The 26,601-nt window shown below is 59.9% G+C and carries 23 protein-coding genes; 15 read left to right on the forward strand and 8 right to left on the reverse strand.

The genetic code is table 11. From position 1 onward, the window contains the following. Window positions 1–67 precede the first annotated feature (67 nt). Together QZH45_RS27455 and QZH45_RS27460 are read right to left on the reverse strand one after the other, a co-directional pair. A complete protein-coding gene (locus tag QZH45_RS27455) occupies window positions 68–697 on the reverse strand; it encodes a response regulator (protein WP_024777421.1) in 630 nt (209 codons plus the stop codon). A 115-nt stretch (window positions 698–812) separates the two neighbouring features. Then, window positions 813–3,209 carry a PAS domain-containing sensor histidine kinase gene (locus QZH45_RS27460; protein WP_053191487.1) on the reverse strand — a complete coding sequence of 799 codons (2,397 nt, stop codon included), beginning with the start codon at window positions 3,207–3,209 and terminating at the stop codon, window positions 813–815. Between the two features lie 74 nt (window positions 3,210–3,283). Between QZH45_RS27460 and QZH45_RS27465 the strand changes: the two genes are divergently transcribed. Further along, complete coding sequence (locus tag QZH45_RS27465) at window positions 3,284–4,279, forward strand: alpha/beta hydrolase family protein (protein WP_024777419.1); 996 nt, start codon at window positions 3,284–3,286, stop codon at window positions 4,277–4,279. 102 nt (window positions 4,280–4,381) lie between these two features. Here the strand turns inward: QZH45_RS27465 and QZH45_RS27470 are convergent, their stop codons facing one another. From QZH45_RS27470 to QZH45_RS27480, 3 genes are read right to left on the reverse strand one after another with little or no spacing between them, the layout of a single operon-like run. Further along, window positions 4,382–5,149, reverse strand: a complete 768-nt coding sequence (locus QZH45_RS27470) for a TerB family tellurite resistance protein (RefSeq protein WP_024777418.1) — start codon at window positions 5,147–5,149, stop codon at window positions 4,382–4,384. Window position 5,150: 1 nt separating this feature from the next. After that, on the reverse strand, window positions 5,151–5,822 hold the full coding sequence (gene murU / locus QZH45_RS27475; protein ID WP_024777417.1) for an N-acetylmuramate alpha-1-phosphate uridylyltransferase MurU: 672 nt from the start codon (window positions 5,820–5,822) through the stop codon (window positions 5,151–5,153). Then, window positions 5,819–6,844 carry an aminoglycoside phosphotransferase family protein gene (locus QZH45_RS27480; RefSeq protein WP_024777416.1) on the reverse strand — a complete coding sequence of 342 codons (1,026 nt, stop codon included), beginning with the start codon at window positions 6,842–6,844 and terminating at the stop codon, window positions 5,819–5,821. The genes murU and QZH45_RS27480 overlap by 4 nt, the downstream gene beginning before the upstream one ends. A 130-nt stretch (window positions 6,845–6,974) precedes the next feature. Here QZH45_RS27480 and QZH45_RS27485 point away from each other — a divergent pair, with 130 nt between their 5' ends. From QZH45_RS27485 to QZH45_RS27535, 11 genes are all read left to right on the forward strand, one after another. Next, a complete protein-coding gene (locus tag QZH45_RS27485; RefSeq protein ID WP_024777415.1) occupies window positions 6,975–9,773 on the forward strand; it encodes an LPS-assembly protein LptD in 2,799 nt (932 codons plus the stop codon). Then, window positions 9,754–11,070 (forward strand): peptidylprolyl isomerase SurA, encoded by a 1,317-nt coding sequence (gene surA, locus QZH45_RS27490; RefSeq protein WP_147460425.1) that lies wholly within the window; start codon window positions 9,754–9,756, stop codon window positions 11,068–11,070. The genes QZH45_RS27485 and surA overlap by 20 nt, the downstream gene beginning before the upstream one ends. Then, the gene (gene pdxA / locus QZH45_RS27495) at window positions 11,067–12,056 is read left to right on the forward strand and encodes a 4-hydroxythreonine-4-phosphate dehydrogenase PdxA (protein WP_024777413.1); all 990 of its coding nucleotides are present in this window, start codon (window positions 11,067–11,069) and stop codon (window positions 12,054–12,056) included. Before surA ends, pdxA begins: the two co-directional genes overlap by 4 nt. Continuing rightward, window positions 12,053–12,871 (forward strand): 16S rRNA (adenine(1518)-N(6)/adenine(1519)-N(6))-dimethyltransferase RsmA, encoded by an 819-nt coding sequence (rsmA, locus tag QZH45_RS27500; RefSeq protein ID WP_024777412.1) that lies wholly within the window; start codon window positions 12,053–12,055, stop codon window positions 12,869–12,871. The genes pdxA and rsmA overlap by 4 nt, the downstream gene beginning before the upstream one ends. Before the next feature lie 107 nt (window positions 12,872–12,978). Beyond that, window positions 12,979–13,359, forward strand: a complete 381-nt coding sequence (gene apaG / locus QZH45_RS27505; RefSeq protein ID WP_024777411.1) for a Co2+/Mg2+ efflux protein ApaG — start codon at window positions 12,979–12,981, stop codon at window positions 13,357–13,359. Beyond that, the gene (locus QZH45_RS27510; RefSeq protein ID WP_024777410.1) at window positions 13,359–14,237 is read left to right on the forward strand and encodes a symmetrical bis(5'-nucleosyl)-tetraphosphatase; all 879 of its coding nucleotides are present in this window, start codon (window positions 13,359–13,361) and stop codon (window positions 14,235–14,237) included. The genes apaG and QZH45_RS27510 overlap by 1 nt, the downstream gene beginning before the upstream one ends. Before the next feature lie 31 nt (window positions 14,238–14,268). Further along, window positions 14,269–14,598 (forward strand): thiosulfate sulfurtransferase GlpE, encoded by a 330-nt coding sequence (gene glpE / locus QZH45_RS27515; protein WP_024777409.1) that lies wholly within the window; start codon window positions 14,269–14,271, stop codon window positions 14,596–14,598. Window positions 14,599–14,899: 301 nt separating this feature from the next. Further along, a complete protein-coding gene (locus QZH45_RS27520; RefSeq protein ID WP_024777408.1) occupies window positions 14,900–16,822 on the forward strand; it encodes a PrkA family serine protein kinase in 1,923 nt (640 codons plus the stop codon). 111 nt (window positions 16,823–16,933) lie between these two features. Next, window positions 16,934–18,205 carry a YeaH/YhbH family protein gene (locus QZH45_RS27525; RefSeq protein ID WP_024777407.1) on the forward strand — a complete coding sequence of 424 codons (1,272 nt, stop codon included), beginning with the start codon at window positions 16,934–16,936 and terminating at the stop codon, window positions 18,203–18,205. After that, entirely contained in the window at window positions 18,202–19,767 is a 1,566-nt protein-coding gene (locus QZH45_RS27530) for a SpoVR family protein (RefSeq protein WP_024777406.1), read from the forward strand. Before QZH45_RS27525 ends, QZH45_RS27530 begins: the two co-directional genes overlap by 4 nt. 63 nt (window positions 19,768–19,830) lie before the next feature. Continuing rightward, complete coding sequence (locus tag QZH45_RS27535; protein ID WP_024777405.1) at window positions 19,831–21,057, forward strand: multifunctional CCA addition/repair protein; 1,227 nt, start codon at window positions 19,831–19,833, stop codon at window positions 21,055–21,057. Window positions 21,058–21,182: 125 nt separating this feature from the next. Here the strand turns inward: QZH45_RS27535 and folK are convergent, their stop codons facing one another. Together folK and folB are read right to left on the reverse strand one after the other, a co-directional pair. Next, window positions 21,183–21,710 (reverse strand): 2-amino-4-hydroxy-6-hydroxymethyldihydropteridine diphosphokinase, encoded by a 528-nt coding sequence (folK, locus tag QZH45_RS27540; RefSeq protein WP_024777404.1) that lies wholly within the window; start codon window positions 21,708–21,710, stop codon window positions 21,183–21,185. After that, entirely contained in the window at window positions 21,701–22,054 is a 354-nt protein-coding gene (gene folB, locus QZH45_RS27545) for a dihydroneopterin aldolase (RefSeq protein WP_024777403.1), read from the reverse strand. The genes folK and folB overlap by 10 nt, the downstream gene beginning before the upstream one ends. A 74-nt stretch (window positions 22,055–22,128) precedes the next feature. Between folB and plsY the strand changes: the two genes are divergently transcribed. Further along, window positions 22,129–22,698 (forward strand): glycerol-3-phosphate 1-O-acyltransferase PlsY, encoded by a 570-nt coding sequence (gene plsY, locus QZH45_RS27550; RefSeq protein ID WP_024777402.1) that lies wholly within the window; start codon window positions 22,129–22,131, stop codon window positions 22,696–22,698. 5 nt (window positions 22,699–22,703) lie between these two features. On the opposite strand, the gene tsaD is transcribed toward plsY, so the two are convergent. Further along, a complete protein-coding gene (gene tsaD / locus QZH45_RS27555) occupies window positions 22,704–23,729 on the reverse strand; it encodes a tRNA (adenosine(37)-N6)-threonylcarbamoyltransferase complex transferase subunit TsaD (protein ID WP_024777401.1) in 1,026 nt (341 codons plus the stop codon). 199 nt (window positions 23,730–23,928) lie between these two features. Here tsaD and rpsU point away from each other — a divergent pair, with 199 nt between their 5' ends. Both rpsU and dnaG read left to right on the forward strand, forming a co-directional pair. Further along, the gene (rpsU, locus tag QZH45_RS27560; protein WP_002551877.1) at window positions 23,929–24,144 is read left to right on the forward strand and encodes a 30S ribosomal protein S21; all 216 of its coding nucleotides are present in this window, start codon (window positions 23,929–23,931) and stop codon (window positions 24,142–24,144) included. Between the two features lie 479 nt (window positions 24,145–24,623). Then, the gene (gene dnaG, locus QZH45_RS27565; protein WP_024777400.1) at window positions 24,624–26,594 is read left to right on the forward strand and encodes a DNA primase; all 1,971 of its coding nucleotides are present in this window, start codon (window positions 24,624–24,626) and stop codon (window positions 26,592–26,594) included. Window positions 26,595–26,601: the final 7 nt, after the last annotated feature.

Consider the following 26,601-nt stretch of genomic DNA (forward strand, 5'->3'; position numbering starts at 1 on the left):
CAGCATTGTTGCAAGCTGACCCACCGCTATCGCGAGCAGGCTCGCACACAAGGAATCTGTGGCGGGCCTAGAGCAGCTTGTGCTCCATCGCGTACTTCACCAGCTCCGCCAAGGAAGTGATGTTGAGTTTCTGCATCAGCCGTGCCTTGTGAGTGCTGATGGTTTTACTGCTCAGGGCCAGTTGCTGGGCGATGTCGTTGACGTTGGCGCCTTGAGCAAGGCGCTCGAAGACCGAGAACTCGCGCTCGGATAGCAGCGCATGCAGTGGGCGCGCATCGGTCAGGCCGACTTCGAACACCATGCGGTCGGCCAGATCCGGGTCGATGTAACGACCGCCCGCCGCAACTTTGCGAATCGCCATGAGCAGCAATGCAGGGTCGCTGTCTTTGGTCGCGTAGCCAGCCGCGCCCACCTTCAGCGCCCGAGCCGCCATCTGCGCCTCGTCATGCATCGACAACACCAGGATCGCCGGTGGATTGTTCAGCGCACGGATCCTGGGGATCGCCTCCAGACCATTGACCCCCGGCATGGAAATATCCAGCAGCACCACTTCGCAGGGCACGTGTCGCAGGGTTTCGAGCAACTGTTCGCCGTTGCTCGCCTCTCCCGCCACCACCAGGTCCTTCGCCAGGCCGATCAATTGTTTGATGCCTTCACGGACGATGGTGTGGTCTTCGGCTACCAGTACACGGATCACGTTCTTCTCCAGATTCAGAATCCAATCGCGAGCAGGCTCGCTCCCACATTAATGTCCATATAGCCCTGTGGGAGCGAGCCTGCTCGCGATTGCGCCCGCCCAGGCAACCCACCCATCAGCCCTCATGCAACGGCACCCGCACCGCCAGGGTAGTCCCCTCCCCCGGCTCACTTTCCAGGGACAATCGCCCACCCATGATCAGCACCCGCTCGCGCATCCCTACCAGCCCAAAGGATGTCGGCCGACCTGTATCGGCAATAAATCCTACACCGTCATCACTCACGATCAGACACAATTCATCACCCTGGCGAACCAGCGTCAGTTCCACGGTATGCGCCTGGGCGTGGCGCATCACGTTGGTCAGCGCTTCCTGGAGAATACGGAACAGGCCGATCGCCTTGGCATCGCTCAGGGGTGGCAGATTGTCGGGCACCTGCACCAGGCACGGAATCTGCGTACGCGCCTCGAAGCGTCGGGCCTGCCACTCGATGGCCGAGGCAATACCTGCATCGAGGATAGGCGGACGCAACGCCGTCGCCACATCTCGCACCAATTGGAACAACTGAGCGATCAGGCGCTTCATGCTGTTGAGTCGCTCCTGCAGACCGGGGTCCAGCTGCGCATAGGCCAATTCGCACATGGACGTTTCCAGCTTCAGCACCGTCAACATCTGACCCAGTTCGTCATGGACTTCCCGGGCGATACGGGCCTTTTCCTCTTCCCGTACACTTTCCAGGTGCGCCGACAATTCGCGCAATTGCTCCCGGGAGCTGGCCAGTTCCAGCTCGATACGCTTGCTTTCGGTGATGTCCCAGACGATGCCGTCCCAGACGTAGGCGCCATCCTCGAGACGACGGGTAATCGCCTTGATCTCAGCCCAGCGTTCCCGGCCTTCGCGGGTCAGGATGCGACCCTGCCACGACCAGTCACTGTCGCTGTCCAGAGCCTGATCCTGGGTGCGGTGATAATCGGCCTTGTCGTCCGGATGCACCAGGCTGCGCAAGCCGGTGTCGCTGCGAGCCAGGGTCGTTGGGGAGTAACCCACCAGGCTTTCGCTGCCTTCGCTGATATAGGCAAAATCGATCTGACCGGTCACCGGTGCCCGCTCCAGGCGAAAAACCAGGCCCGGCACGTTGGCAGCGATGCCTTGCAGGCGCGCTTCGCTTTCGCGCAACGCCGCCAGCGCACGACGACGCTCGGTCACGTCATTGAGGTAGACCACCAGGTATTCCGCATCACGAAAACGCAGAAAACTCAGGGAAACATCGGCCGGCAGGATACTGCCATCAGCCCTTACGCACTCGGTCTCGAAACTCTGGGGTCCGTCCTCGCTAGCCCGAGCACGCTTCCATAGGTTCAACCAGCGATCCATGTGCAGCCCCGGCTCGAAGTCGATCAAGGGGCGTTCGATAATCGCACCGGGTCCGTAGCCAAGCATGGCTTCGGCAGCGCGGTTGGCATAGCGCACATGGCTGTCCCAGTTGACCCAGAGAATGCCTACCGTACTTTGATCGATGGAAAACTGGGTGAGGCGCAGCGCTTCTTCGCTGGCGGCACGCTGGGCGATGTCGTCGCGTGCAGAGCGCAGACGACGCTCCAGACCACGTTGCTGGCGACGCTGCCAGAATACGATGGCGACGCTGCTCAATAGCAAGGCCAGCATCAACAGCGTCAGGTTCTGCCAGAAACCCGGGGTTTCGGTCAGGCGCGGATACTTGGGTTTGAGCCAGCGGCTGTGCAGTTGCTCCAGTTCCCTGGCGGGAATCGCCTGGAGCCCCTTGTCGACTATCTCGGCCAACTCCGGCCAGTCCCGACGCGTAGCGACCCGCAGCAGTTGCGGCAAGCCGATGTCGCCGACCACAACCAGCTCGGCGAACTCCGGCTCGATCATGAGCCTTCCCAGTTGAGCCTCGTCGACCACAGCGTACCGGGCCTGCTGACTGAGCAGCAGTTGCAGAGCCTCACGCTCCATCGGTACGCCTTGCAGATTCAACGTCGGATAGGTGCCACGCAGGTAGTCCGCCGTGGCGCTGGGCATGCGCACCGCCACCCGGACCTGAGCGTCGAGCTTTTCCAACTCCACACCCTCAGCCCCCTTTTGCTCGCCGACAATCAACTGCGGTACGCGCATGTACGGGTCGGAGAACAGCCAAAGCCTGAGTCCTGCCGGGGTCTGGGTCAGGCCCGGGGCGATATCCACCTCACCATCGCGCAGAGCGGCTTCCAGTTGCGCCACGTCCTGGAAATTGCGCCAGGTCAACTCGACATTCAGTACCTTGCCCAGCCACTGCATCAACTCGACGTTGGTGCCGGACAGGCGCTGCAAGCGTCGATCGTACTGCGCATATGGCGCCTGCAGGACCAGGCCAACCCGCAGTTGGGGATGTTCTGCCAACCATTGACGCTGCTCAGCACTCAATTGCACCCCATGGGCAGAGGGCGCGGGCGCAGCCCACGTCATCAAGGGAAGCCATAAACAGCCGATAACCCACAGGCAGCAAAAACGCATCATTGAAGTCTCACGCACTGACAAATACTGACCAACCCATTAGGCTGCCGGAAATACTTCTGGCCCTGGAATATCCGATGCCCTTTGTCCACCGCCTGGCAATGCCAGCATTGTGCCTGTCGCTGATCCTGCCGAGTGCGTTTTCTGTACAGGCTGACGAACCGGCGCCTACCGCGACGGATCAACCCTCCGAGACAAAACCGGTCGAGCGCCAGCCCCTGCTCGAGCGTAGCCAGGAAGAGGCGGCCGCGCTGGAGCGAAAAGTCCCGCCCCAGGAACAGCAACAGCTCCAGACCGGCAGCGACACCTTCCTGGCCCTCTGGAAACCGGCCAACACCAGCGACCCCAAGGGCGCGGTCATCATAGTCCCTGGTGCTGGTGAAACGGCTGACTGGCCTCAAGTCGTCGGACCATTGCGTAAAAAACTGCCCGATGTCGAATGGAACACCCTGAGTATCACGCTGCCGGACCCGCAAAGCGATGTTATCGCACCGCGCGCAGTGGAAGCCTCGCCGCAAACCAAACCAGCCGACACGGCTGCCGCTACCCCGGACGCCACGACGGCGGCTCCGATCGAGCAGGTGGCGGGTGGCGAGGCCGACGCTGTCGATCCGGTCGTCGCCGAAGCCGATGAGGAGAATGCCAGGGCCGGTGCCGAACGCATTTTCGCCCGTATCGACGCGGCACTGGCCTACGCCGAGCAACAGAGTTCGCGTCGCATTGTGCTGCTGGGCCATGGCACCGGCGCCTACTGGGCGGCGCGCTACCTCAGCGAAAAACAGCCTTCGCAGATAGAGCGCTTCGTAATGGTCGCCGCGCAGTCCCCGGTGAACACCAAGCCCGGCCTGGCCGAACTGACGCCAACCTTGAAGCTGGCAACCGCCGACGTCTTCTACATGGATAAAGCGCTGGATCGTAACGCAGCACTGGAGCGCTTGCAGGCGAGCAAACGCCTGAAGGGCTCGAATTTCAGCCAGGTTTCCCTCAAGGCCTTACCCAATGCGGCGGCGCAGCAGGAGCAGCTGTTTCGTCGGGTTCGAGGGTGGTTGAACCCGCAAAACCCGGGTGAATGAGGTTTATTCGGCTCTTTCGCCAGACACCTGTTTGTGGTGAGGCAATCTATCCCAGCGGGCGGCGACGCCGCCCAAAACCTCGCCACGATTTATTCGATGAAACTAGCGAAAATCCCGCCGCTCCCGAATCAACCGATAAGCGTTATGCAACTCCCGAGTCTTGTCCGTGGCTTCGCGCACTTGCAGGGGTGTTGCGCCACTGCCGGCAATTTTGTCCGGATGGTGACGACTGAGCAGCCGACGATAAGCCCGCTTGATCTGCGACGGCTCGGTGGTGGCTGAAACCCCCAGCAAACGCAACGCTTGCTGATAGGTCACGCCGCTGTTGGGCAGAGACGGTTTCTGTGGTTCGTAATCAATCGCCAGCGCCTGGACCTGCTGGGGTGTCCAGCCCAGCCACTTGCCCCACTGGACGAGCAACTCACGCTCGCTGGCGCCGGCGCGACCGTCAGCCCAGACCATTCGCCAGCAGGCCCGCAGCACGCCTTCAGCGGCATGGGGCTGAGTGCCAAGACGGCGCAGATAACCGCGCAAGCGGTCGTTTCCAGACTTGCCTCGGTTGAATGCCGCAATGGCTCGGCGTTGTGCCGGCTCGCTCAGGTCCAGCGCACGCATTTCCTGGCGGGCCTGCTGGATATGACCGTCGACCACCCGACCATCGATTTTCGCCAGTCGTCCCAACAGGACAAACAGCAGTTCGTCGTTGCGCAACGCCGGGCGACCGCCCAGGCGCTCACGTACCTGTGCCCAGCCTTGCAGGTTCAGGCGCCGGTCCAGCGCCTGCCCTAACAACGCACCGAGCATGGCCCCCGGAATACTGGCTATGGCAAAGCCCGCTCCGGCTCCTATCAGAGTCCCTGGCCACCACATATCAACGGCTCGCTTCTATCAAGGTTTCGACTTGCATCAAACGTTCATGGGTTCCCACATCGACCCAGTGCCCTTGCAGGCGCTCGCCACTGACCTGCCCCCCTGCCATGGCTCGGCGCAACAGCGGTGCGAGCTTGAACGCGCCATCCGAGCACCCCTCGAACAACCTTGGGTGCAGGACGGCAATGCCGCTATAGGTCAGTTTGTCGGCAGCCGGCTCCCCTTCGTGAACCTTTCCGTCGGACAGGATGAAATCCCCACCTGGGTGATGCTCGGGATTATCCACCAGCACCAGGTGCGCCAGCCCTTCAAACGAGCCACGCAGGACACTGAAATCGTAATCGGTCCAGATATCGCCATTGACCACCACGAACGCTTCATCACCCAGCAGCGGCAAGGCCCGGAAGATCCCACCGCCGGTCTCCAGCGGCTCCCCTTCGGGCGAATAACGAATCCGCACGCCAAATCGCGAACCATCCCCCAGATGATCCTCGATCTGCTGACCGAGCCAGGCATGGTTGATCACGATATCGCTGAAGCCGGCCGCGGCCAGCGCCTGCAGATGGTATTCGATCAATGGAATACCGCCGACACGGATCAGCGGCTTGGGAGTGGTCAGAGTCAGGGGGCGCATGCGCTCGCCCTTGCCCGCCGCCAGGATCATCGCCTTCATGCCGTCGCTCCCGCCGGGCGAGGCAGGCTGGACAACAAGGTCTGCAGTTGCGCCAGTTCAGGACGACGTGCGAGGACGGCTTCTATATAGGCAAAGAAGCGCGGCACATCGCCCAGGTAGCGCGGCTTGCCATCGCGGTGACAGATGCGCGCAAAAATCCCGATGACCTTGAGATGGCGCTGTACGCCCATCAGGTCGCTGGCCCGCAGGAAGTCTTCGATATCTGGCTGGACCGGTATACCCAGCGCGCCAGCTTGCCGCCAGTAATCCTCCAGCCAGCCACGCACACGCGCTTCAGGCCAACTGAGAAAGGCGTCCTTGAACAGGCACGTCACGTCGTAGGTCACCGGGCCGTAGACCGCGTCCTGGAAATCCAGCACACCCGGGTTCGGTTCGCTGATCATCAGGTTGCGCGGCATGTAGTCGCGATGCACCAGGACTTTGGGCTGGGCCAGGGCGCTATCAATCAGCAGGTCGCTGGCCTCCTGCCAGAGCTGCTGCTGTGCCGAATCGAGCTCGATGCCCAGTTCGCGCTTGACGTACCACTCGGGGAACAGCTCAAGCTCCCGGCGCAGCAACGCAACGTCGTAGCTGGGTAAAGGCGCGACCATTGGCAACTGCTGGAAAGCCAGCAGCGCTTGCAGGGCATCACGGAACAAATCGTCGGCATTTTTCCCGTCGATCACGTCCAGATAGGTCTGATTGCCCAGGTCATTGAGCAAAAGAAAGCCACGCTCGAGATCTTCTGCATAAATTTTCGGCACATTAATTCCGGATTTCGCCAGCAAAAACGCAATATCCACGAAGGGTTTGCAGTTTTCCTGGGGCGGCGGTGCATCCATCACGATCAGGCTGCGGCCCTCGCCTTCCCAGCGGAAATAACGTCGGAAACTCGCGTCGCTGCTGGCCGCGGTCAATGTGGCCGGGGGTACGACACCCCAGCCTTGTGCGGCAAAAAGGATCGGGAGTTGCTCATCGAGCCAAACTTTCAGGTGTTGCAAACGTACATCGTGGTCGGGCATTGCAAGGGTCTCCGACGGCCCTAGCCGTCAAGCGGGTCATGCTTTATTATCCAGCATCTTTTTCAGACCATCGAGAGGCGTGCGGCCCACACCGCGGGCAGATGGCACGCAGGAAGCCCGGACTAATAAGATGGCATTGAAATCCCCCGCGTTTCGTAAAAAATTTCCGTTGCTGGTCACCGGCAGTCTGCTGGCCCTGCAACCCCTGGCCTCTTCATTCGTTGTCGCGGCGCAGCAGTATGACTGCTCCGTCTCCGCCTCGGGTGCCTGGGACTGTTCCCCCAAGACCCCGGCCGCCGCATTGCCGCCACGTCCGGTGCATGAAGGCAGTGCCGTCGCCGACAGCGGCGACGCTCCGGCCGGCAGCAGCTCGGTTGAAGCAGGCGGCGACAAGCCAGTGCTGGTTACCGAAGCCAAGGGCCGCGGCCTGAAGTCGCGCAGTGCAGACTACAGCCACCTGGACTGGGTTCCGCGGGAGAACCTCACGCCTGCGCAATTGGCCGAAACCGGTCCTTATTGCTCCGGTGCCTATATCGAGCCGACCCGTCCAGGCATGAATGACAAGACAGCCAAGAGCGACGCCCCGACCTTCCTCGGCGCCAAGGCTTCACGCTACGAGCAGGAACAACAGGTGGCGACCCTGGCCGGTGACGTGGTCATGCGCCAGGGCAGTATGCAGGTCGAGGCGGACGAAGCCAGCCTTTACCAGGCCGAGAACCGCGGCGAGCTGAACGGCAATGTGCGTGTTCGCGACAACGGCGCGCTGATCGTCGGCGACCATGCCGATGTCCAGCTGGACACCGGCGAAGCCAAGGTCGACAACGCCGAATACGTGATGCACAAGTCGCGTATCCGCGGTAACGCCCTGTATGCCAAGCGTGCCGAGAACGCGATCATCCGCCTCAAGGACGGCACGTACACCACATGCGAACCGAACAGCAACGCCTGGACGCTCAAGGGCAACAACATCACCCTGAACCCGGCCACCGGCTTCGGTACCGCGACCAACGTGACGCTGCGGGTCAAGGACATCCCGATCCTCTACACGCCTTATATCTACTTCCCGATCGATGACCGTCGCCAGTCCGGTTTCCTGCCGCCGACCATTGGCAGCGGCAGCGACACCGGTTTCCTGTTGGTCACCCCGTACTACTTCAACCTGGCGCCGAACTACGACGCCACGTTGTACCCGCGCTACATGAGCAAGCGCGGCCTGTTGATGGAAGGCGAATTCCGCTACCTGACCAAATCCAGCGAAGGTCAGTTCGGCGCTGCGTACCTCAACGACGAAGAAAACGAGCGCGCCAAACAGTCCGACTACAGCAAGACCCGCTACATGTACAACTGGCAGCACAAGGGCGGGCTGGACTCACGTGTGCTGACGGAAGTCGACTACACCAAGATCAGCGACCCTTATTACTTCCAGGATTTGCAGACCGACCAGATCGGTGTCGAGTCCAAGGATTACGTGAATCAGCAGGGTGCGGTCAGCTATAGGGGCGACAACTACGTTGCACGGGTCAATGCCCAGGCGTATCAAATGGCGACGATCTCAAAGATCACGCCGTATAACCGCCTGCCGCAGATCACCTTCAATGGATCATTGCCTGACCATCCGTATGGTCTGGATTTCGCGTATAAGACGGAGCTGGTGCGGTTTGATCGTGATTTGAGAACCGGCGACTATAGCGATGAAAATGGGGACACTTCACCATTTCTGGACAACAACATTCGCGGCCTCGCACGGGCTAATGGCAATCGCCTGAACCTGGCTCCGGTCATCAGCCTGCCGATGAATGCGAGCTACGGCTACATCAAACCGTCGCTCAAGTATCAGTACACTCAGTACGATCTGGATCTGGACGGTATCGGCAAAGCGCAGGTCGCCGCGCAGAACGCGGAGGCTGATCGGCTGCGAGGCACCTACAGCAGCAGCCAGAGCCGTGGCGTGCCAATCGCCAGCATCGACAGTGGCCTGTATTTCGACCGCGACACTCAATGGTTCGGCACCAACTACCGCCAGACATTGGAGCCTCGCCTGTTCTATCTCTACGTACCCGAGAAGGACCAGAGCGACATTCCCGTGTTCGATACCAGCGAATCGACCTTCAGTTACTCCTCGCTGTTCCGGGATAACCGCTTCACCGGTTCCGACCGCGTCGGCGACGAGAACAAGCTGTCCCTGGGCGTGACCAGCCGCTGGATCGAAGAAAACGGTTTTGAACGTCAGCGCATCAGCGTCGGCCAGGCCCTGTACTTCAAGGATCGCGAAGTACAACTGCCGGGCATCGATTTCAAGACCCGCGAAGACGCCAAGTCGAACGTGTCTCCATACGCGCTGGAATACGAATTCCGCTGGAATCGCGACTGGCGTACCACTGCCACCTACAACTGGGACCCGGATACCCACAGCCCGCGTTCGGGCAGTGCGATGTTCCACTACCAGCCGGAAGACAATCCGAACAAGGTCATCAATGCCGGTTATCGCTATCGTAACGACCAGGTCCGTTACGACGAGGCAACCGGTCAATGGCAAGTGGGTGGTGGCGACTATGGCACACCGGGCACGCCTGGCTACGTGAAGGACTACTACAAGATCAAGCAGCACGATTTCTCGGTCATCTGGCCGATCGTTCCGCAGTGGAACGCTATCAGCCGCTGGCAGTATGACTACAACCGCAACCGTACCCTGGAAGCCTTCGGCGGTTTCGAATACGACAACTGCTGCTGGAAACTGCGCCTGATCAACCGTTACTGGGTCGACTACGAAGAGTTCAGTCAAGCCGCCCCGGAAAACGAAAAAGGCGACCACGGCATCTTCCTCCAAATTGTCCTGAAGGGACTCGGCGGCCTCACTGGCACCAAGGTAGAGAGCTTCCTCGACAAAGGCATCCAAGGTTATCGTGAACGTGAAGACCAAGCTTTCTGATTGTCTGCGCCCGCTGATGCTGGGCGCGCTGTTCCTGGGTACCGCGGCCAACGCCGCGGTACAGCCCATCGATAAAGTGGTGGCCATTGTCGATAACGACGTGGTCATGCAGAGCCAGCTGGACCAACGCGTCCATGAAGTGCAGCAAACCATCGCCAAGCGCGGCGGCGGCCTGCCACCGCCGGGTGTGCTGGATCAACAAGTACTCGAACGCCTGATCGTCGAAAACCTGCAATTGCAGATCGGCGAACGTTCCGGCATCCGCATTACCGACGAAGAGCTGAACCAGGCCGTCGGAACCATTGCCCAGCGCAACAACATGACCATCGACCAGTTCCGCGCTGCACTGGCTCACGACGGCCTGTCCTATGATGACGCCCGTGACCAGATCCGCCGCGAGATGATCATCAGTCGCGTACGCCAGCGTCGGGTGGCTGAACGCATCCAGGTTTCCGAACAGGAAGTGAAGAACTTCCTCGCATCCGACTTGGGCAAAATGCAGCTTTCCGAAGAGCTGCACCTGGCAAACATCCTGATTCCTACCCCGGAAAGCGCCAACTCCGAAGCGATTCAGAGCGCTTATCGCCAGGCAATGGATGTCTACCAGCAGCTCAAGCAAGGTGCCGACTTCGGTCAGATGGCCGTCGCCCGCTCCGGCAGCGAAAACGCTCTGGAAGGTGGCGATATGGGCTGGCGCAAACCTGCTCAACTGCCGCCTCCGTTCGACCGCGAGCTGAGTGCCATGGCGGTGGGTGACATTACTCAGCCTGCCCGTACTCCCGGCGGCTTCATTATCCTGAAAGTGCTGGAGAAACGGGGTGGCGGCGCGCAGGTGCGTGACGAAGTACATGTTCGCCACATCCTGATCAAACCCAGCGAAATTCGCAGCGAAGCCGAAACCAAGCGCCTGGCGGAGAAGCTCTACGACCGCATCGAAGCAGGCGAGGACTTCGGCGAACTGGCGAAGAGTTTCTCGGAAGACCCGGGATCGGCCCTCAACGGTGGCGATCTGAACTGGGTTGATCCAAACGCGCTGGTCCCCGAGTTCCGCAAGGTCATGGCCGAAACACCACAAGGCCAACTGTCCAAGCCGTTCAAGAGTCCTTATGGCTGGCATGTCCTGGAAGTCCTTGGTCGTCGCGCCACCGACAGCACCACTCAGGCCCGCGAACAACAGGCAATGACGGTACTGCGTAATCGCAAGTACGACGAAGAGCTGCAAACCTGGCTGCGCCAGATCCGCGACGAAGCCTACGTTGAAATCAAGCTCCCTGGTGCAGACCAGGCAGCGCAGTGAAACCCAAGCGTTTCGCGCTGACGCCCGGCGAGCCTGCCGGCATTGGTCCCGACCTGTGCCTGCTGCTCGCCGCGCAGCCCCAGCCATACCCTCTGATTGCCATCACCAGCCGCACCCTGCTCCTTGAGCGGGCTGCGCAACTCGGAGTGGCCGTCAATCTGCTTGCAGTGACACCGGGCGCCTGGCCGGATATCCCAGCGCCGGCCGACAGCCTGTATGTCTGGGATACCCCCTTGGGCACCCCGGTCGTCACCGGGCAGTTGGACAAGGCCAATGCCGGCTTCGTCCTGGAAACCCTGACCCGTGCTTGCCAGGGCTGCCTGGATGGCGCTTTCGCCGGCATGATCACCGCACCGGTACACAAGGGCGTGATCAACGAGTCCGGCATCGCCTTTTCGGGGCACACCGAATTCCTCGCGGACCTGACCCATACCGCACAGGTCGTGATGATGCTCGCTACCCGTGGCCTGCGCGTGGCCCTGGTGACCACTCACCTGCCCTTGCGGGAGATTGCCGACGCCATCACCCCGGAACGCCTGGAGCGTGTCACGCGGATACTGCACGCCGATCTGCAGGGAAAGTTCGGCATTGCCGACCCTCGCATCCTGGTCTGCGGGCTCAACCCCCACGCCGGTGAAGGCGGACACCTGGGTCGCGAAGAAATAGACATCATTGAACCTACATTGGAGCGCTTGCGCAGCGAAGGCATGAACCTGCATGGCCCGCTGCCTGCCGACACTCTGTTTACCCCCAAATATCTGGAGCACTGCGACGCGGTGCTGGCGATGTACCACGACCAGGGCCTGCCCGTGCTGAAGTACAAAGGCTTCGGCGCGGCGGTCAATGTGACTCTGGGCCTGCCGATCATCCGCACTTCGGTGGACCATGGCACCGCCCTGGACCTGGCCGGCAGTGGCAAGATCGATACCGGTAGCCTGCAGGTCGCACTGGAAACCGCCTACCAGATGGCCGAGACCCATTTATGACCGAGCAATACCAACACCGCGCGCGCAAGCGTTTCGGCCAGAACTTCTTGCATGACGCCGGAGTGATCGACCGCATCCTGCGCTCCATCAACGCCAAGCCCGACGACCGCATGCTGGAAATCGGCCCAGGCCAGGGCGCCCTGACCGAAGGTCTGCTCGGCAGCGGTGCACAACTGGACGTGGTGGAACTGGACAAGGACCTGGTTCCGATCCTCAATCAGCAATTCGCCGGCAAGAGCAACTTCAACCTGCACCAGGGCGACGCTCTGAAGTTCGACTTCAACAGCCTGAACGCCGCGCCGAACAGCCTGCGGGTCGTGGGTAACCTGCCGTACAACATCTCCACGCCACTGATCTTCCACCTGCTGAGTAACGCCGGCCTGATCCGCGACATGCACTTCATGCTGCAAAAAGAAGTGGTCGAACGTCTCGCCGCAGGTCCTGGCGGCGGTGATTGGGGTCGCCTCTCGATCATGGTCCAGTACCACTGCCGGGTCGAACACCTGTTCAATGTGGGCCCGGGGGCCTTCAACCCTCCACCCAAAGTCGACTCGGCCATCGTCCGCCTCGTCCCCCATGCGGTGCTACCGCACCCGGCCAAGGACCATCGCCTGCTGGAACGTGTGGTACGCGAAGCCTTCAACCAACGTCGTAAAACCCTGCGCAATACGCTGAAGTTGCTGCTCAGCAGTGCCGAAATCGAGGCCGCGGGCGTCGATGGCAGCCTGCGCCCCGAGCAGTTGGATCTGGCGGCCTTCGTGCGCCTGGCCGACAAGCTCAGCGAACAGGCCGCACCGAAAACCGAGGCCATCTGACGGACGATGGCCGTCTCGGGTGGGACGCCCACTGGTTTACTACCCGACACTTGGCCTAGACTGATCCCTTCAGCCACGCCCGCGTCCCGCTTCTAAGGCCCTTTTGCATGTCCGATCCTCGTTATCAGGTCGACGTCAGCGTCACCACCCGCTTCCTGGCAGAACAGTCGCAGCCCGAACATAACCGTTTCGCCTTCGCCTATACCATTACCGTGCGCAACAACGGTTCGCTACCCGCCCGGCTGCTGTCGCGGCACTGGATCATCACCGATGGCGATGGTCATGTCGAAGAGGTGCGTGGCGAGGGCGTTGTCGGTCAGCAACCGCTGATCGACGCCGGCAACAGTCACAGCTACAGCAGCGGCACCGTGATGACGACCCGGGTCGGCACCATGCAAGGCACCTATCAGATGCTGGCCGGGGACGGCAAACGCTTCGATGCCGTCATCAGCCCCTTTCGCCTGGCGGTTCCCGGAGCCTTGCACTGATGGCCACTTACGCGGTCGGCGATCTGCAAGGTTGCCTCAGCCCACTCAAGTGCCTGTTGGAGCGAGTCGCCTTCGACCCGCAGAAAGACACGCTGTGGCTAGTGGGTGACCTGGTCAACCGAGGCCCGCAATCACTTGAGACGTTGCGTTTTCTCTTCAGCATCCGCCAGTCGCTGGTATGCGTGCTCGGCAATCATGACCTGCACCTGCTGGCCGTCTGGCAGAACATCGAGCGCCTGAAGAAATCCGATACCTTGAAGGAAATACTCGACGCCCCCGACTGCATCGAATTGATGGAATGGCTGCGCCAGCAAAAGCTCATGCACTACGACGAGCAGCGCAACCTGGCGCTGGTACATGCCGGCATTCCACCTCAATGGTCCCTGCGCAGGGCACTCAAGTGCGCCGGCGAAGTCGAGCAGGCGCTACGCGACGACAATTTGCTCAGCCCTTACCTGGACGGCATGTATGGCAACGACCCGGTCAAATGGGACAACGACCTCACCGGTGTGACCCGCCTTCGGGTCATTACCAATTATTTCACCCGCATGCGCTTCTGTACCCGCGACGGCAAACTAGACCTCAAGGGCAAGGAAGGCATCGAGACCGCACCGCCCGGCTATGCGCCCTGGTTCAAGCACAAGGAGCGCAAGACCCGTAACCTGAAGATCATTTTCGGTCACTGGGCAGCCCTGCTGGGCCAATGCGACGAGCCAGGACTCTTTGCCCTCGATACCGGTTGCGTGTGGGGCGAAGCACTGACACTGATGAACATTGATACCGGCGAACGACTGCGTTGCGACTGCGACGAACAAGGTCACGTCAATCCCCATCAACACCCGACCATTGCGTCATCGCCGACCGGCACCGCCGTCTGATCGGCGCCTGGCCTGCTACAGGAGCCCTCCCATGACTGAATTCAAACGTATTCCCCCGGCCCAAGCCCAGGCCCTGCGGGAGCAAGGCGCGGTCGTCGTCGACATCCGCGATCCCGCCACTTTTTCCGCCCTTCATATCAGTGGCTCCAAGCACCTGGATAACCACTCCCTGCATGATTTCATTACCAAGGCCGATCTTGACGCCCCGGTCGTGGTCGTTTGCTACCACGGTAATTCCAGTCAGAGCGCAGCCGCCTATCTGGTCGGCCAAGGCTTCACCGACGTCTATAGCCTGGATGGCGGGTTTGAGCTCTGGCGCACGACTTATCCGTCAGAAACGGCGCAAGGCTCTCACGAATAATTTTTTATCCCGCCCCAAACCCGCGTGAACCGCGGGCTTGAGCTATAGCAGACGAACGGTCTGCCATAACTTATTACGCATTCCACCTGTGCCTCTCCGATTCCGAACTATTCTTAGCCTCAGGCCATCCAAAACAGGGGAGAGCCGGTACACCGGCGCGCGGATCATCGGGAGTCAGCTTTCCAGGGACCTTCATCCTGGAAGCATTCTGGGGGGATAAACGGCAGCTGGATTCCCAGCGGCTGACCAGCAACGACTGATTGATCCGACACCGGCTCCACGTATCGAGCGAGGTGACGTCATGAGCATTTTTAGCCACTTCCAGCAACGTTTCGAGTCCACGCGGCAGGAGGAATACTCGCTGCAGGAATACCTCGAACTCTGCAAGCAGGACCGTAGTGCCTACGCATCGGCTGCAGAACGCCTGTTGCTGGCAATCGGAGAACCCGAACTGCTGGATACCTCGACCAACTCGAGGCTTTCGCGGATTTTTTCCAACAAGGTGATTCGCCGCTATCCGGCTTTTGAAGACTTCCACGGAATGGAAGAATGCATCGACCAGATCGTGTCCTATTTCCGTCACGCAGCCCAAGGCCTGGAAGAGAAAAAGCAAATCCTTTATCTGCTTGGCCCGGTGGGTGGCGGTAAATCGTCCCTGGCCGAAAAACTCAAGCAGTTGATCGAGAAGGTGCCCTTCTACGCGATCAAGGGCTCGCCGGTGTTCGAATCGCCCCTGGGGCTGTTCAACGCCACCGAGGATGGCGCGATCCTCGAGGAAGACTTCGGCATTCCACGCCGCTACCTCAATACCATCATGTCGCCATGGGCCACCAAGCGCCTGGCCGAGTTCGGCGGCGACATCAGCCAGTTCAAGGTGGTCAAGCTCTACCCTTCGATCCTGAATCAGATCGGGGTGGCCAAGACCGAACCCGGTGACGAGAACAACCAGGACATTTCGGCCCTGGTGGGCAAGGTCGATATCCGCAAGCTGGAAGAATTCCCACAGAACGATGCCGATGCCTACAGCTACTCCGGCGCACTGTGCAGGGCCAACCAGGGCCTGATGGAATTCGTCGAGATGTTCAAGGCGCCCATCAAAGTGTTGCACCCCTTGCTGACCGCTACCCAGGAAGGCAACTACAACAGCACCGAGGGCCTGGGGGCGATTCCGTTCAACGGCATCCTGCTGGCTCACTCCAACGAGTCGGAATGGCACACCTTCCGCAACAACAAGAACAACGAAGCGTTCATCGACCGGATCTACATCGTCAAGGTGCCTTACTGCCTGCGAGTCACCGATGAGGTGAAAATCTACGACAAGCTGCTGTTCAATAGCTCACTGGCCAAGGCTCATTGCGCCCCCGACACCCTGAAGATGCTGGCACAGTTCACCGTGCTGTCGCGCCTCAAGGAGCCGGAGAACTCCAACATCTATTCGAAGATGCGGGTGTACGACGGTGAAAACCTCAAGGACACCGATCCGAAGGCCAAGTCGATCCAGGAATACCGCGACAACGCGGGGGTCGATGAGGGCATGAACGGCCTGTCCACACGTTTCGCGTTCAAGATCCTGTCCAAGGTCTTCAACTTCGACCCCCACGAAATCGCCGCCAACCCCGTTCACCTGCTGTACGTGCTGGAACAGCAGATCGAGCAGGAACAGTTCCAGGCGGAAACCCGCGAGCGGTACCTGCGCTTCCTCAAGGAATACCTGGCCCCGCGCTATATCGAGTTCATTGGCAAGGAGATCCAGACTGCGTATCTGGAGTCCTACAGCGAATATGGCCAGAACATCTTCGACCGCTACGTGCTGTATGCGGATTTCTGGATTCAGGATCAGGAATACCGTGATCCGGAAACCGGGGAAATTCTCAACCGCGTAGCGCTCAACGAGGAGCTGGAAAAAATCGAAAAACCCGCAGGCATCAGCAATCCGAAGGATTTCCGCAACGAAATCGTCAACTTCGTGTTGCGGGCGCGGGCCAACAATAATGGCAAGAACCCCACTTGGCTCAGCTACGAAAAGCTGCGGGTGGTCATCGAGAAGAAAATGTTCTCCAACACCGAAGACCTGTTGCCGGTCATCAGCTTCAATGCCAAGGCCAGCAAGGAGGACCAGCAAAAACACAACGACTTCGTTACACGCATGGTCGAACGTGGCTACACCGACAAACAGGTACGACTGCTTTCCGAGTGGTATCTGCGGGTCCGGAAATCGCAATAAAACAGCTTCAAGCTGCAAGCTGCAAGGAACAAGCGCGTTAGCCCTGGCAACCGGGTAACTGCTTCTACTTGAAGCTTGTGGCTCATCACTTGAAGCTGCCCGGAGGGCCCTATGAGCTATGTGATCGACCGACGCCTCAATGGCAAGAACAAGAGCACGGTGAACCGTCAGCGATTCCTGCGGCGTTATCGTGACCACATAAAGAAGGCCGTGGAAGAAGCGGTCAGCCGCCGTTCCATCACCGACATGGAACATGGCGAACAGATCAGTATTCCCGGCCGCGACATCGACGAACCGGTGCTTCACCATGGTCGCGGTGGCAAACAGACCGTCGTGCACCCCGGCAACAAGGAATTCACCAGCGGCGAGCACATCCCCCGACCGCCGGGTGGCGGCGGCGGGAGAGGGCCCGGCAAAGCCGGCAACTCCGGCGAAGGCATGGACGAGTTCGTGTTCCAGATCACCCAGGAGGAATTCCTGGAGTTCATGTTCGAGGACCTGGAACTGCCAAACCTGGTCAAACGCAACCTGACCGGCACCGACACCTTCAAGACCGTGCGCGCCGGCATCAGCAATGAAGGCAACCCGTCCCGCATCAACATCATCCGCACGCTTCGCTCGGCACATGCCCGGCGCATCGCCCTGTCGGGCAGCAGTCGGGCGAAACTGCGCGAAGCCAAGGAAGAGCTGACCCGCCTGAAATGCGAAGAACCCGACAACTTCGGAGACATTCAAGACCTGGAAGCGGAAATAGAGAAACTCAGCGCCCGGATCCACCGGGTGCCGTTCCTCGATACCTTCGATCTTAAATACAACCTGTTGGTCAAACAGCCAAACCCCAGCTCCAAGGCAGTGATGTTCTGCCTGATGGACGTGTCAGGCTCCATGACCCAGGCCACCAAGGATATCGCCAAGCGATTCTTCATCCTGCTGTATCTGTTCCTCAAGCGGAATTACGACAAGATCGACGTGGTGTTCATCCGCCACCACACCAGTGCCAGGGAAGTGGATGAAGAGGAGTTCTTCTACTCCAGGGAAACCGGCGGCACCATCGTCTCCAGCGCCCTGAAACTGATGCAGGAAATCATGGCCGAACGTTATCCGGCCAACGAGTGGAATATCTACGCAGCCCAGGCTTCCGACGGAGACAACTGGAACGACGACTCACCGATCTGCCGTGACATCCTCATCAATCAAATCATGCCGTTCGTGCAGTACTACACCTATGTAGAGATCACGCCCCGGGAACACCAAGCCCTTTGGTATGAATATGAACGCATCGCCGAAGCTTTTTCCGACACGTTTGCGCAACAGCAACTGGTCTCGGCCGGGGATATCTACCCGGTCTTCCGTGAACTCTTCCAGCGCAGGTTAGTGACATGACCGCCAAAAAAGAGCAGAAGCGCCAACCTATCTCCACCGGCTCCGAGTGGACGTTCGAGCTGATCCAGGCCTACGACCGCGAGATCAGCCGCATCGCGGACCGTTATGCCCTCGATACCTACCCCAACCAGATCGAGGTGATCACTGCAGAGCAGATGATGGATGCCTACGCGTCGGTCGGCATGCCGCTGGGTTATCACCACTGGTCCTATGGCAAGCACTTCCTCAGCACCGAAAAATCCTATACCCGCGGCCAGATGGGGCTGGCGTATGAGATCGTGATCAACTCCGACCCCTGCATCGCCTATCTGATGGAAGAAAACACCATTTGCATGCAGGCACTGGTGGTAGCGCATGCGTGCTATGGCCACAACAGTTTCTTCAAGGGCAATTACCTGTTCCGCACCTGGACCGATGCCAGTTCGATCATCGATTACCTGGTGTTCGCCAAGCAGTACATCATGCAATGTGAGGAGCGCCACGGCATTGATGCCGTGGAGGACCTTCTGGACTCCTGCCATGCCCTGATGAACTATGGAGTGGACCGCTACAAAAGGCCGTATCCGATTTCCGCCGAAGAAGAACGCCGGCGCCAGAAGGACCGTGAAGAACACCTGCAAAAGCAGATCAATGATTTGTGGCGCACCATTCCAAAAGGCGCCGACAAGTACAGCGAGAAAGATAACGCGCGGTTCCCCGCCGAACCCCAGGAAAACATTCTCTATTTCATCGAAAAGCACGCCCCGTTGCTGGAGCCATGGCAGCGGGAAATTGTGCGCATCGTGCGCAAGATTGCCCAGTATTTCTATCCACAACGCCAGACCCAGGTCATGAACGAGGGGTGGGCCACGTTCTGGCATTACACCTTGATGAACGACCTGTATGACGAAGGCCTGGTCACTGACGGCTTCATGATGGAGTTCCTGACATCCCACACGAGCGTGGTGTTCCAACCCGGATTCGACAGTCCCTATTACAGCGGCATCAACCCTTATGCACTGGGTTTCGCCATGTACCGCGACATACGACGCATGTGCGAAAACCCTACCGAAGAAGACCGTCGCTGGTTTCCGGAAATTGCCGGCTCGGATTGGTTATCCACGATCAAATTCGCCATGAGCAGCTTCAAAGATGAGAGTTTCATCCTGCAGTACCTCTCACCCAAGGTGATCCGTGACCTGAAACTGTTCAGCATTCTCGATGACGATCAGAAGGACGACCTGCTGGTGCCCGCCATCCACGATGAAAGCGGTTACCGCATCATCCGCGAAACCCTGGCAGCGCAGTACAACCTGGGCAATCGCGAGCCTAACGTACAGATCTACAGCATCGACCGCCGGGGAGATCGTTCGCTGACCTTGCGTCATCAGGCGCATGACCGCAAACCGCTGGGCGACTCTACGGATGAAGTGCTCAAACATCTGCATCGACTGTGGGGCTTCGATATTCATCTGGAAACCCTGCAGGGTGACCAAGTCATGAAAACCCACCATGTCCCCCCCAGAAACGAACAAACCGAAGGCGATTACGGCCGTCTGGACCTGGCCGTCATCCATCTTTGATCCCGTTTTCGCCTCCGTTGACCCGACGCAAAGGTTATCCTGTCGGATCAACGGAGGTTTTTTATGCAGATCTATAAAGTCGGCGGTGCCGTGCGCGATCGCCTGCTGGGCATTCCCGTCGTCGACGTCGACCGGGTCGTGGTCGGCGCCACGGCCGAGGAAATGATCGCCAAGGGGTTTCGCCCCGTGGGAGCCGATTTTCCGGTGTTTCTCGCCCCTGACACGGGCGAGGAGTACGCCCTCGCCCGCACGGAACGCAAAAGCGGCCGGGGCTACGGCGGCTTCGTGTTTCATGCCAGCCCTGAAGTGACTCTCGAGGAAGACCTGGTTCGCAGGGACCTGACGATCAACGCCATGGCGGAGGACGATCAGGGCAACCTCACCGATCCCTACCACGGCCAGCGTGACCTCGAAGCTCGCGTACTCCGCCATGTTTCTCCGGCGTTTGCCGAAGATCCGCTCCGGGTCCTGCGGGTTGCCCGCTTTGCCGCGCGCTATGCCTCACTGGGTTTCAAGGTGGCGGACGAAACCCTTGAGCTGATGCGCCAACTCAGCGATTCTGGCGAACTGGAAGCCTTGACCGCCGAGCGCAGTTGGAAGGAAATTTCCCGCGCCCTCATGGAAAACCAGCCACAGGTGTTTATCCAGGTCTTGCGCGACTGTGATGCCCTCAAAGCCCTCATGCCCGAGGTCGATGCACTATTCGGCGTACCACAGCCCGAAGCCCATCATCCGGAAATCGATACCGGCGCACATACCCTGAGCGTGCTGGAACAAGCCGCCCTGCACCAACAACCGCTAACGGTCCGCTGGGCCTGCCTGCTACATGATCTGGGCAAGGCCCTGACACCCGAACATGAATGGCCGCGACACATCGCCCATGAGCACAAAGGATTAAAACCGATCAGGGCAGTCAGCGAGCGCTTCAAAGTGCCACGCGACTGCCAGGAATTGGCGCTATTGGTTGGCCAATATCACACCCATGGCCATCGTGCGCTTGAATTGAAAGCGTCCACCTTGCTCGAATTACTACAGAGCTTTGATGTGTACCGCCGCCCCCATCGCTTCGAAGAGTTTATCGCGGCCTGCGAAATGGATGCCCGAGGCCGCAAGGGCTTGGAAAATCGAAGTTATCCACAGGCGGACTATCTGCGCGGCGCGGTAGCGGCGGCGCGGGGGGTGGCAGTGCAACCATTGCTGGAGAAAGGCTTTAAGGGGCCTGAACTGGGAGAGGCGATCAAACGCGAACGACTCAGGGCCCTGAAAACTTACAAGGAGGGGGCGAACTGACAGGGGTTGCGTGTCCGCTTGCACTTTCAGCGGACGGGGGACCGCCATCGCGAGCAGGCTCGCTCCCACACTAGTGTCCGTGCCGGATACCTATACCTGTGGGAGCGAGCCTGCTCGCGATGGCGTCAGGAAATTCGCAACAGGTCCGAAGACGTCAGCTGCTCGCCCCGCCATTCAAAAGCCACCGGCGCCAGGACCTGATCAATCTGCGATTCGTCCCACAACGTGGCAAAACTTTTGCCTTCGCCTGGGTGAACGCGATCCGGTGCAATCAACGACAATGGCCACAAGACAAAGGCATTTTTCAGGATTTCCGCCCGCGGTAGAACCAAGCCTTCGAAATTGCCGACCTGCTCGCCGTACAACAACACGTCGATGTCCAGCGGCAGCCCCTTGCGATCCGGCGCATAACGACCATTGTCCGCCTCGATGCACTTGAGACGGCGGTCCAGCTCCATCAGCGGCAGGTCTGTGAAGGCCGACACGACGAAATTGAAGAAAGGCCCGCTTTTGATGCCCACCGGCTGGCTCTCGAATACCGCCGAGCAGCGTATGTCCACCAGAAAGCCCGCAAGGGCTTCAAGCCCCGCGCGCAAGTGGGTTTCGCGCTCGATATTGCTGCCGAGCCCGAGAAAAACCTGTGTCAGCGACATCCGCGCTCGATCTCCACACCCACTCCGCTGGCCGCCGGAACCGCGCCAGGCTTGGTCACTTTCAGACGCAGCCAGGTAATCTTGAACTCGTCCATCAACTCTTGAGCCAGTCGCTCGGCGAAAGTCTCGACCAACTGGAACCGGGCCTGATCGGCGAACGCCTGGATGCGCGATGAGACACTGGCATAATCGAGCGCCAGATTCAGGTCATCGCCCGCGGCGGCCGGGCGGTTATCCCAAGCGAAACTCAGATCAAGCCGCAGACACTGTCGGATGTCTCGCTCCCAGTCGTAGGCACCGATTACCGTGTCGACTTCCAGGCCCTCGATAAACACTCTGTCCAAGCACTCTTCTCCGCAGCACGACAAGGGCGCAATGCGCCGTTAGAATCAGGGCATCCTCGCCCGGAATAGTTAGCATGTTTTGGTTACTGGCGATCCTCGCCTACCTGCTCGGCTCGCTGTCCTTTGCCATCGTGCTCAGCCGTCTGACGGGTCACCCCGATCCGCGCATGAGCGGCTCAGGCAATGCCGGTGCCACCAACATGTTGCGCCTGGCCGGACGCAAACTCGCCGTCCTGACCCTGCTCGGCGACCTTTGCAAAGGTCTTGTGCCGGTACTGATCGCCAGCCTCGCGGGGCTTTCCTTGCAGCAACAGGCCTGGATCGGCGTCTGTGCGGTCATTGGTCATCTTTTCCCGCTGTACTTCCGCTTTCGGGGCGGAAAAGGTGTCGCCACCGCCGCCGGAATGCTGCTGGGCCTGTATCCGCCCGCGGCACTGCTGGCCGTCTCGGCCTGGCTGCTGATGTTCTACCTGACCCGCACCAGCTCATTGGCCGCACTGATCGCCACCCCGCTGACCCTGCCGCTGCTGGCCTGGCAGGAACCCGAGGCCCTGCTGCCGATGACCGCCCTGGTCGCGCTGATCGTCTGGCGTCACCGGGGCAATCTACGCGACCTGTTCGCCGGGCGCGAACGGCATTTTTAAATACTTCACAACGGCGACAGCTGCTCCATGGGCCAGCGCGCCTGCACACTGATCGACAGGCTTTCGCGCTGGCCGGCCTGCAGCCGCTGACAGCCGGCAAAAGCGATCATCGCGCCGTTATCGGTGCAGAATTGCGGCCGGGCGTAGTAAACGTCGCCTTTCATGTCGCCAAGCATTTTTTCCAGCGACACCCGCAGGGCCTTGTTTGCACTCACTCCGCCGGCGATGACCAGCCGCTTGAGCCCGGCCTGTTTCAGAGCGCGCTTGCATTTGATGGTCAAAGTCTCCACCACGGCCTGCTGGAACGCCAGCGAGATGTCGCAACGGGCTTGCTCATGGTCGCCCCCGGCGCTGACGCACTGCTGCCAGGTGTTCAGGGCGAAGGTCTTCAAGCCACTGAAACTGAAATCCAGTCCCGGCCGGTCACACATTGGCCGAGGAAATACGAAACGTCCTTCGACCCCTTGGGTCGCTAGCCGTGCGATTTCCGGTCCACCCGGATAATTGAGGCCCATCATCTTTGCGGTTTTGTCGAAAGCTTCACCAGCCGCATCGTCCAGGCTTTCACCCATCAACTCGTATTGACCGATGCCGTCGACCCGGACCAGTTGTGTATGGCCTCCTGAAACCAACAAGGCGACGAACGGAAACTCCGGTGGCTGCGGCTCCAGCATGGGCGCCAGCAGGTGGCCTTCCATGTGATGCACACCCAGGGCCGGTATGCCCCAGGCAAAGGCCAGCGCCTGGGCACAAGAAGCCCCGACCAGCAACGCGCCCACCAGGCCCGGTCCGGCGGTATAGGCGACGGCATCGATTTCAGTCGGCACACAGCCGGCTTCGGCCAGAACCTGGCGGATCAGGGGCAGCATGCGCTTGACGTGATCGCGGGACGCAAGCTCGGGCACCACGCCGCCGTAGGCGCGGTGCAGGTCGATCTGACTGAACAGCGCATCGGCCAGCAGGCCGCGCTCACTGTCGTAGAGCGCGACGCCGGTTTCGTCGCAGGAAGTTTCTAATCCCAGTACTAGCATGGGTTTGCGCCTTGTGGAGGCTGAATTCGAAGGCGCGCATGATAGTCGCCACGTTGTGCCCCGACCAGCGGTTTTCGATCAGAGGCTTTGCATTCCTGGCGTTGAGGGGTTAACATCCGCAACCCTTAAAAACCGACGTCTTCAAGTGCTCTTTTGCCGCGAGGATGTTGACCCCGGTAATGAATGAAGGTAGCTCTGGATGCCAGCCGTCAAAGTAAAAGAGAACGAACCCTTCGACGTAGCTCTGCGTCGTTTCAAGCGCTCCTGCGAAAAAGCCGGTGTTCTGGCTGAAGTTCGTAGCCGCGAATTCTACGAGAAGCCGACTTCCGAGCGTAAGCGCAAAGCAGCAGCCGCTGTTAAGCGTCACGCCAAGAAAGTTCAGCGCGAACAGCGCCGCGCCGTACGCCTGTACTAATACACAGACGTTCGTAGCAAGCTTCTGCCAAGCCCGGCCTTCAAGCCGGGCTTATGGCATTTGCGGAATAACGCTTGATGCTTCACAGTCAAAGCCGCAGATGCGACTGAGACAACTGCTTTACCACGTCAGACCTGGCTCTTCTGCCAGCGGTGCACGTCTCTTCTGACGAGCCTTCCAAGGCTACTGACGAGCACACCCTGATTCCTCTAACGACGATCAGCCCATGGCACCTGCTTGCGTGCCCGCTCGATGAGCTATCCGAGGCCTGACCGGCCGTGACCGGATTCAGCGCAACATATTCAAACAGTCGAATACTGATGGTAATTAACGTCAGTGGATTATCGGCAGATACACTTCCCGACAGCAATGATGCAGACAACCCCGGTCGAGCCACCGCTTACAGTGTCTCATGACCAGGACCCGGTTACGCCTGCTGATTCCGGGCCCCTATTTCGCGCAGTGATGATGAGAACGCCATGGCCGGGCTGATTCCCCAGAGCTTTATTGACGACCTCCTGAACCGCACCGACATCGTCGATGTGGTCAGCTCTCGCCTGCAAATGAAAAAGGCCGGCAAGAACTACACGGCCTGCTGCCCATTCCACAAGGAAAAAACGCCATCCTTCAGCGTCAGCCCCGACAAGCAGTTCTATTACTGCTTTGGCTGTGGCGCTGGCGGCAATGCCCTCGGCTTCATCATGGACCACGACAACCTGGACTTCCCCCAGGCTGTCGAAGAACTGGCCAAAGCCGCCGGCATGGAAATTCCTCGTGAGGAAAGCGGTCGGGCACACAAGCCGCGCCAACCCACCGACTCGCCGCTCTATCCGCTGCTGACCGCGGCGGCTGATTTCTATCGCCAGGCTCTCAAAAGCCATCCGGCCCGCAAGGCCGCGGTGGATTATCTCAAGGGTCGCGGCCTGACCGGCGAAATTGCCCGGGACTTCGGTCTCGGCTTTGCCCCGCCCGGCTGGGACAATCTGTACAAGCACTTGAGCAGCGACACGCTGCAGCAGCGCGCCATGATCGATGCCGGCTTACTGATCGAAAATGCCGAAACCGGCAAGCGTTACGACCGCTTCCGCGACCGGGTAATGTTCCCGATCCGCGACACCCGCGGGCGTATCATTGCCTTCGGTGGCCGCGTATTGGGCGACGACAAGCCCAAGTACCTGAACTCGCCGGAAACACCGGTGTTCCATAAGGGCCAAGAGCTGTACGGCTTGTATGAGGCCCGCAAGAACAACCGCAACCTCGACGAGATCATCGTCGTCGAAGGTTACATGGACGTCATTGCCCTCGCCCAGCAAGGCCTGCGCAATGCCGTTGCGACGCTGGGCACCGCCACCAGCGAAGAGCACATGAAGCGACTTTTCCGTGTCGTGCCCAGCGTACTGTTCTGCTTCGACGGCGACCAGGCCGGCCGCAATGCCGCCTGGCGTGCGCTGGAAGCCACGCTGCCCTGCCTGCAGGATGGCCGACGGGCGCGCTTTCTGTTCCTGCCGGAAGGTGAGGACCCCGATACCCTGGTGCGCTCCGAAGGCACCGACGCGTTCCGCGCGCGGATCAATCAACATGCACAACCATTGGCCGATTATTTTTTCCAGCAGTTGACCGAAGAGGCCGATCCACGCTCGCTCGAAGGCAAGGCCCACATGGTCACCCTCGCGGCACCGCTGATCGACAAGGTACCCGGCGCCAACCTGCGCGCACTGATGCGCCAGCGCCTGACCGAAATCACCGGCCTCAACAGCGAAGCGGTCAACCAACTGGCTCACAGCGCTCCAGCGGAGGCGCCGCCGGCGTACGACCCGGGCATCGACTACGACGCAATGCCGGATTTCGCGGACTATCATCACCCTCAGCAGGACTATGCGCCGCAGCAAGAGTGGACACCGAAAAAAACCGGTAGCGGCGGCAAGAAATGGGACAGGAAACCCTGGGACAAGAACGGCAAGCGCGGCGATCGCGACCAACCACGTGCCCCACGCGTGCCGGTAGGCGTCGAAGCACCAACTCTGATTGCTCTTCGCACGCTCATTCATCACCCGCAGATGGCTAGCAAGGTCGAAACTGCTGATCATTTCGCAAATGAGAGCAATACCTATGCCCAGCTACTGGTGGCACTGGTCGAGGCCGTGCAGAAAAATCCTAAGCTAAGCTCCATTCAGCTCATGGCTCGCTGGCACGGAACCGATCAGGGGCGCCTGCTTAAGGCGTTAGCAGAAAAAGAGTGGTTGATTGCAAACGACAATCTTGAACAACAGTTTTTAGACACCATTACTAGGTTATCCGCGGGTCAACACGCACAGAACCTGGAAGACCTCATCAGGAAAGCAAGACAGCCGGGGCTGACCGCGGAGGACGCCAGCCAGATAGCGAATGAAATGCGTGAACTATTAAAACGCAATGTCTCCACATCAAACCCGACCTCAACTGGCGCGTGAGGTCACA

Source organism: Pseudomonas corrugata (genome assembly GCF_050920615.1).
Taxonomy (GTDB): domain Bacteria; phylum Pseudomonadota; class Gammaproteobacteria; order Pseudomonadales; family Pseudomonadaceae; genus Aquipseudomonas; species Aquipseudomonas corrugata.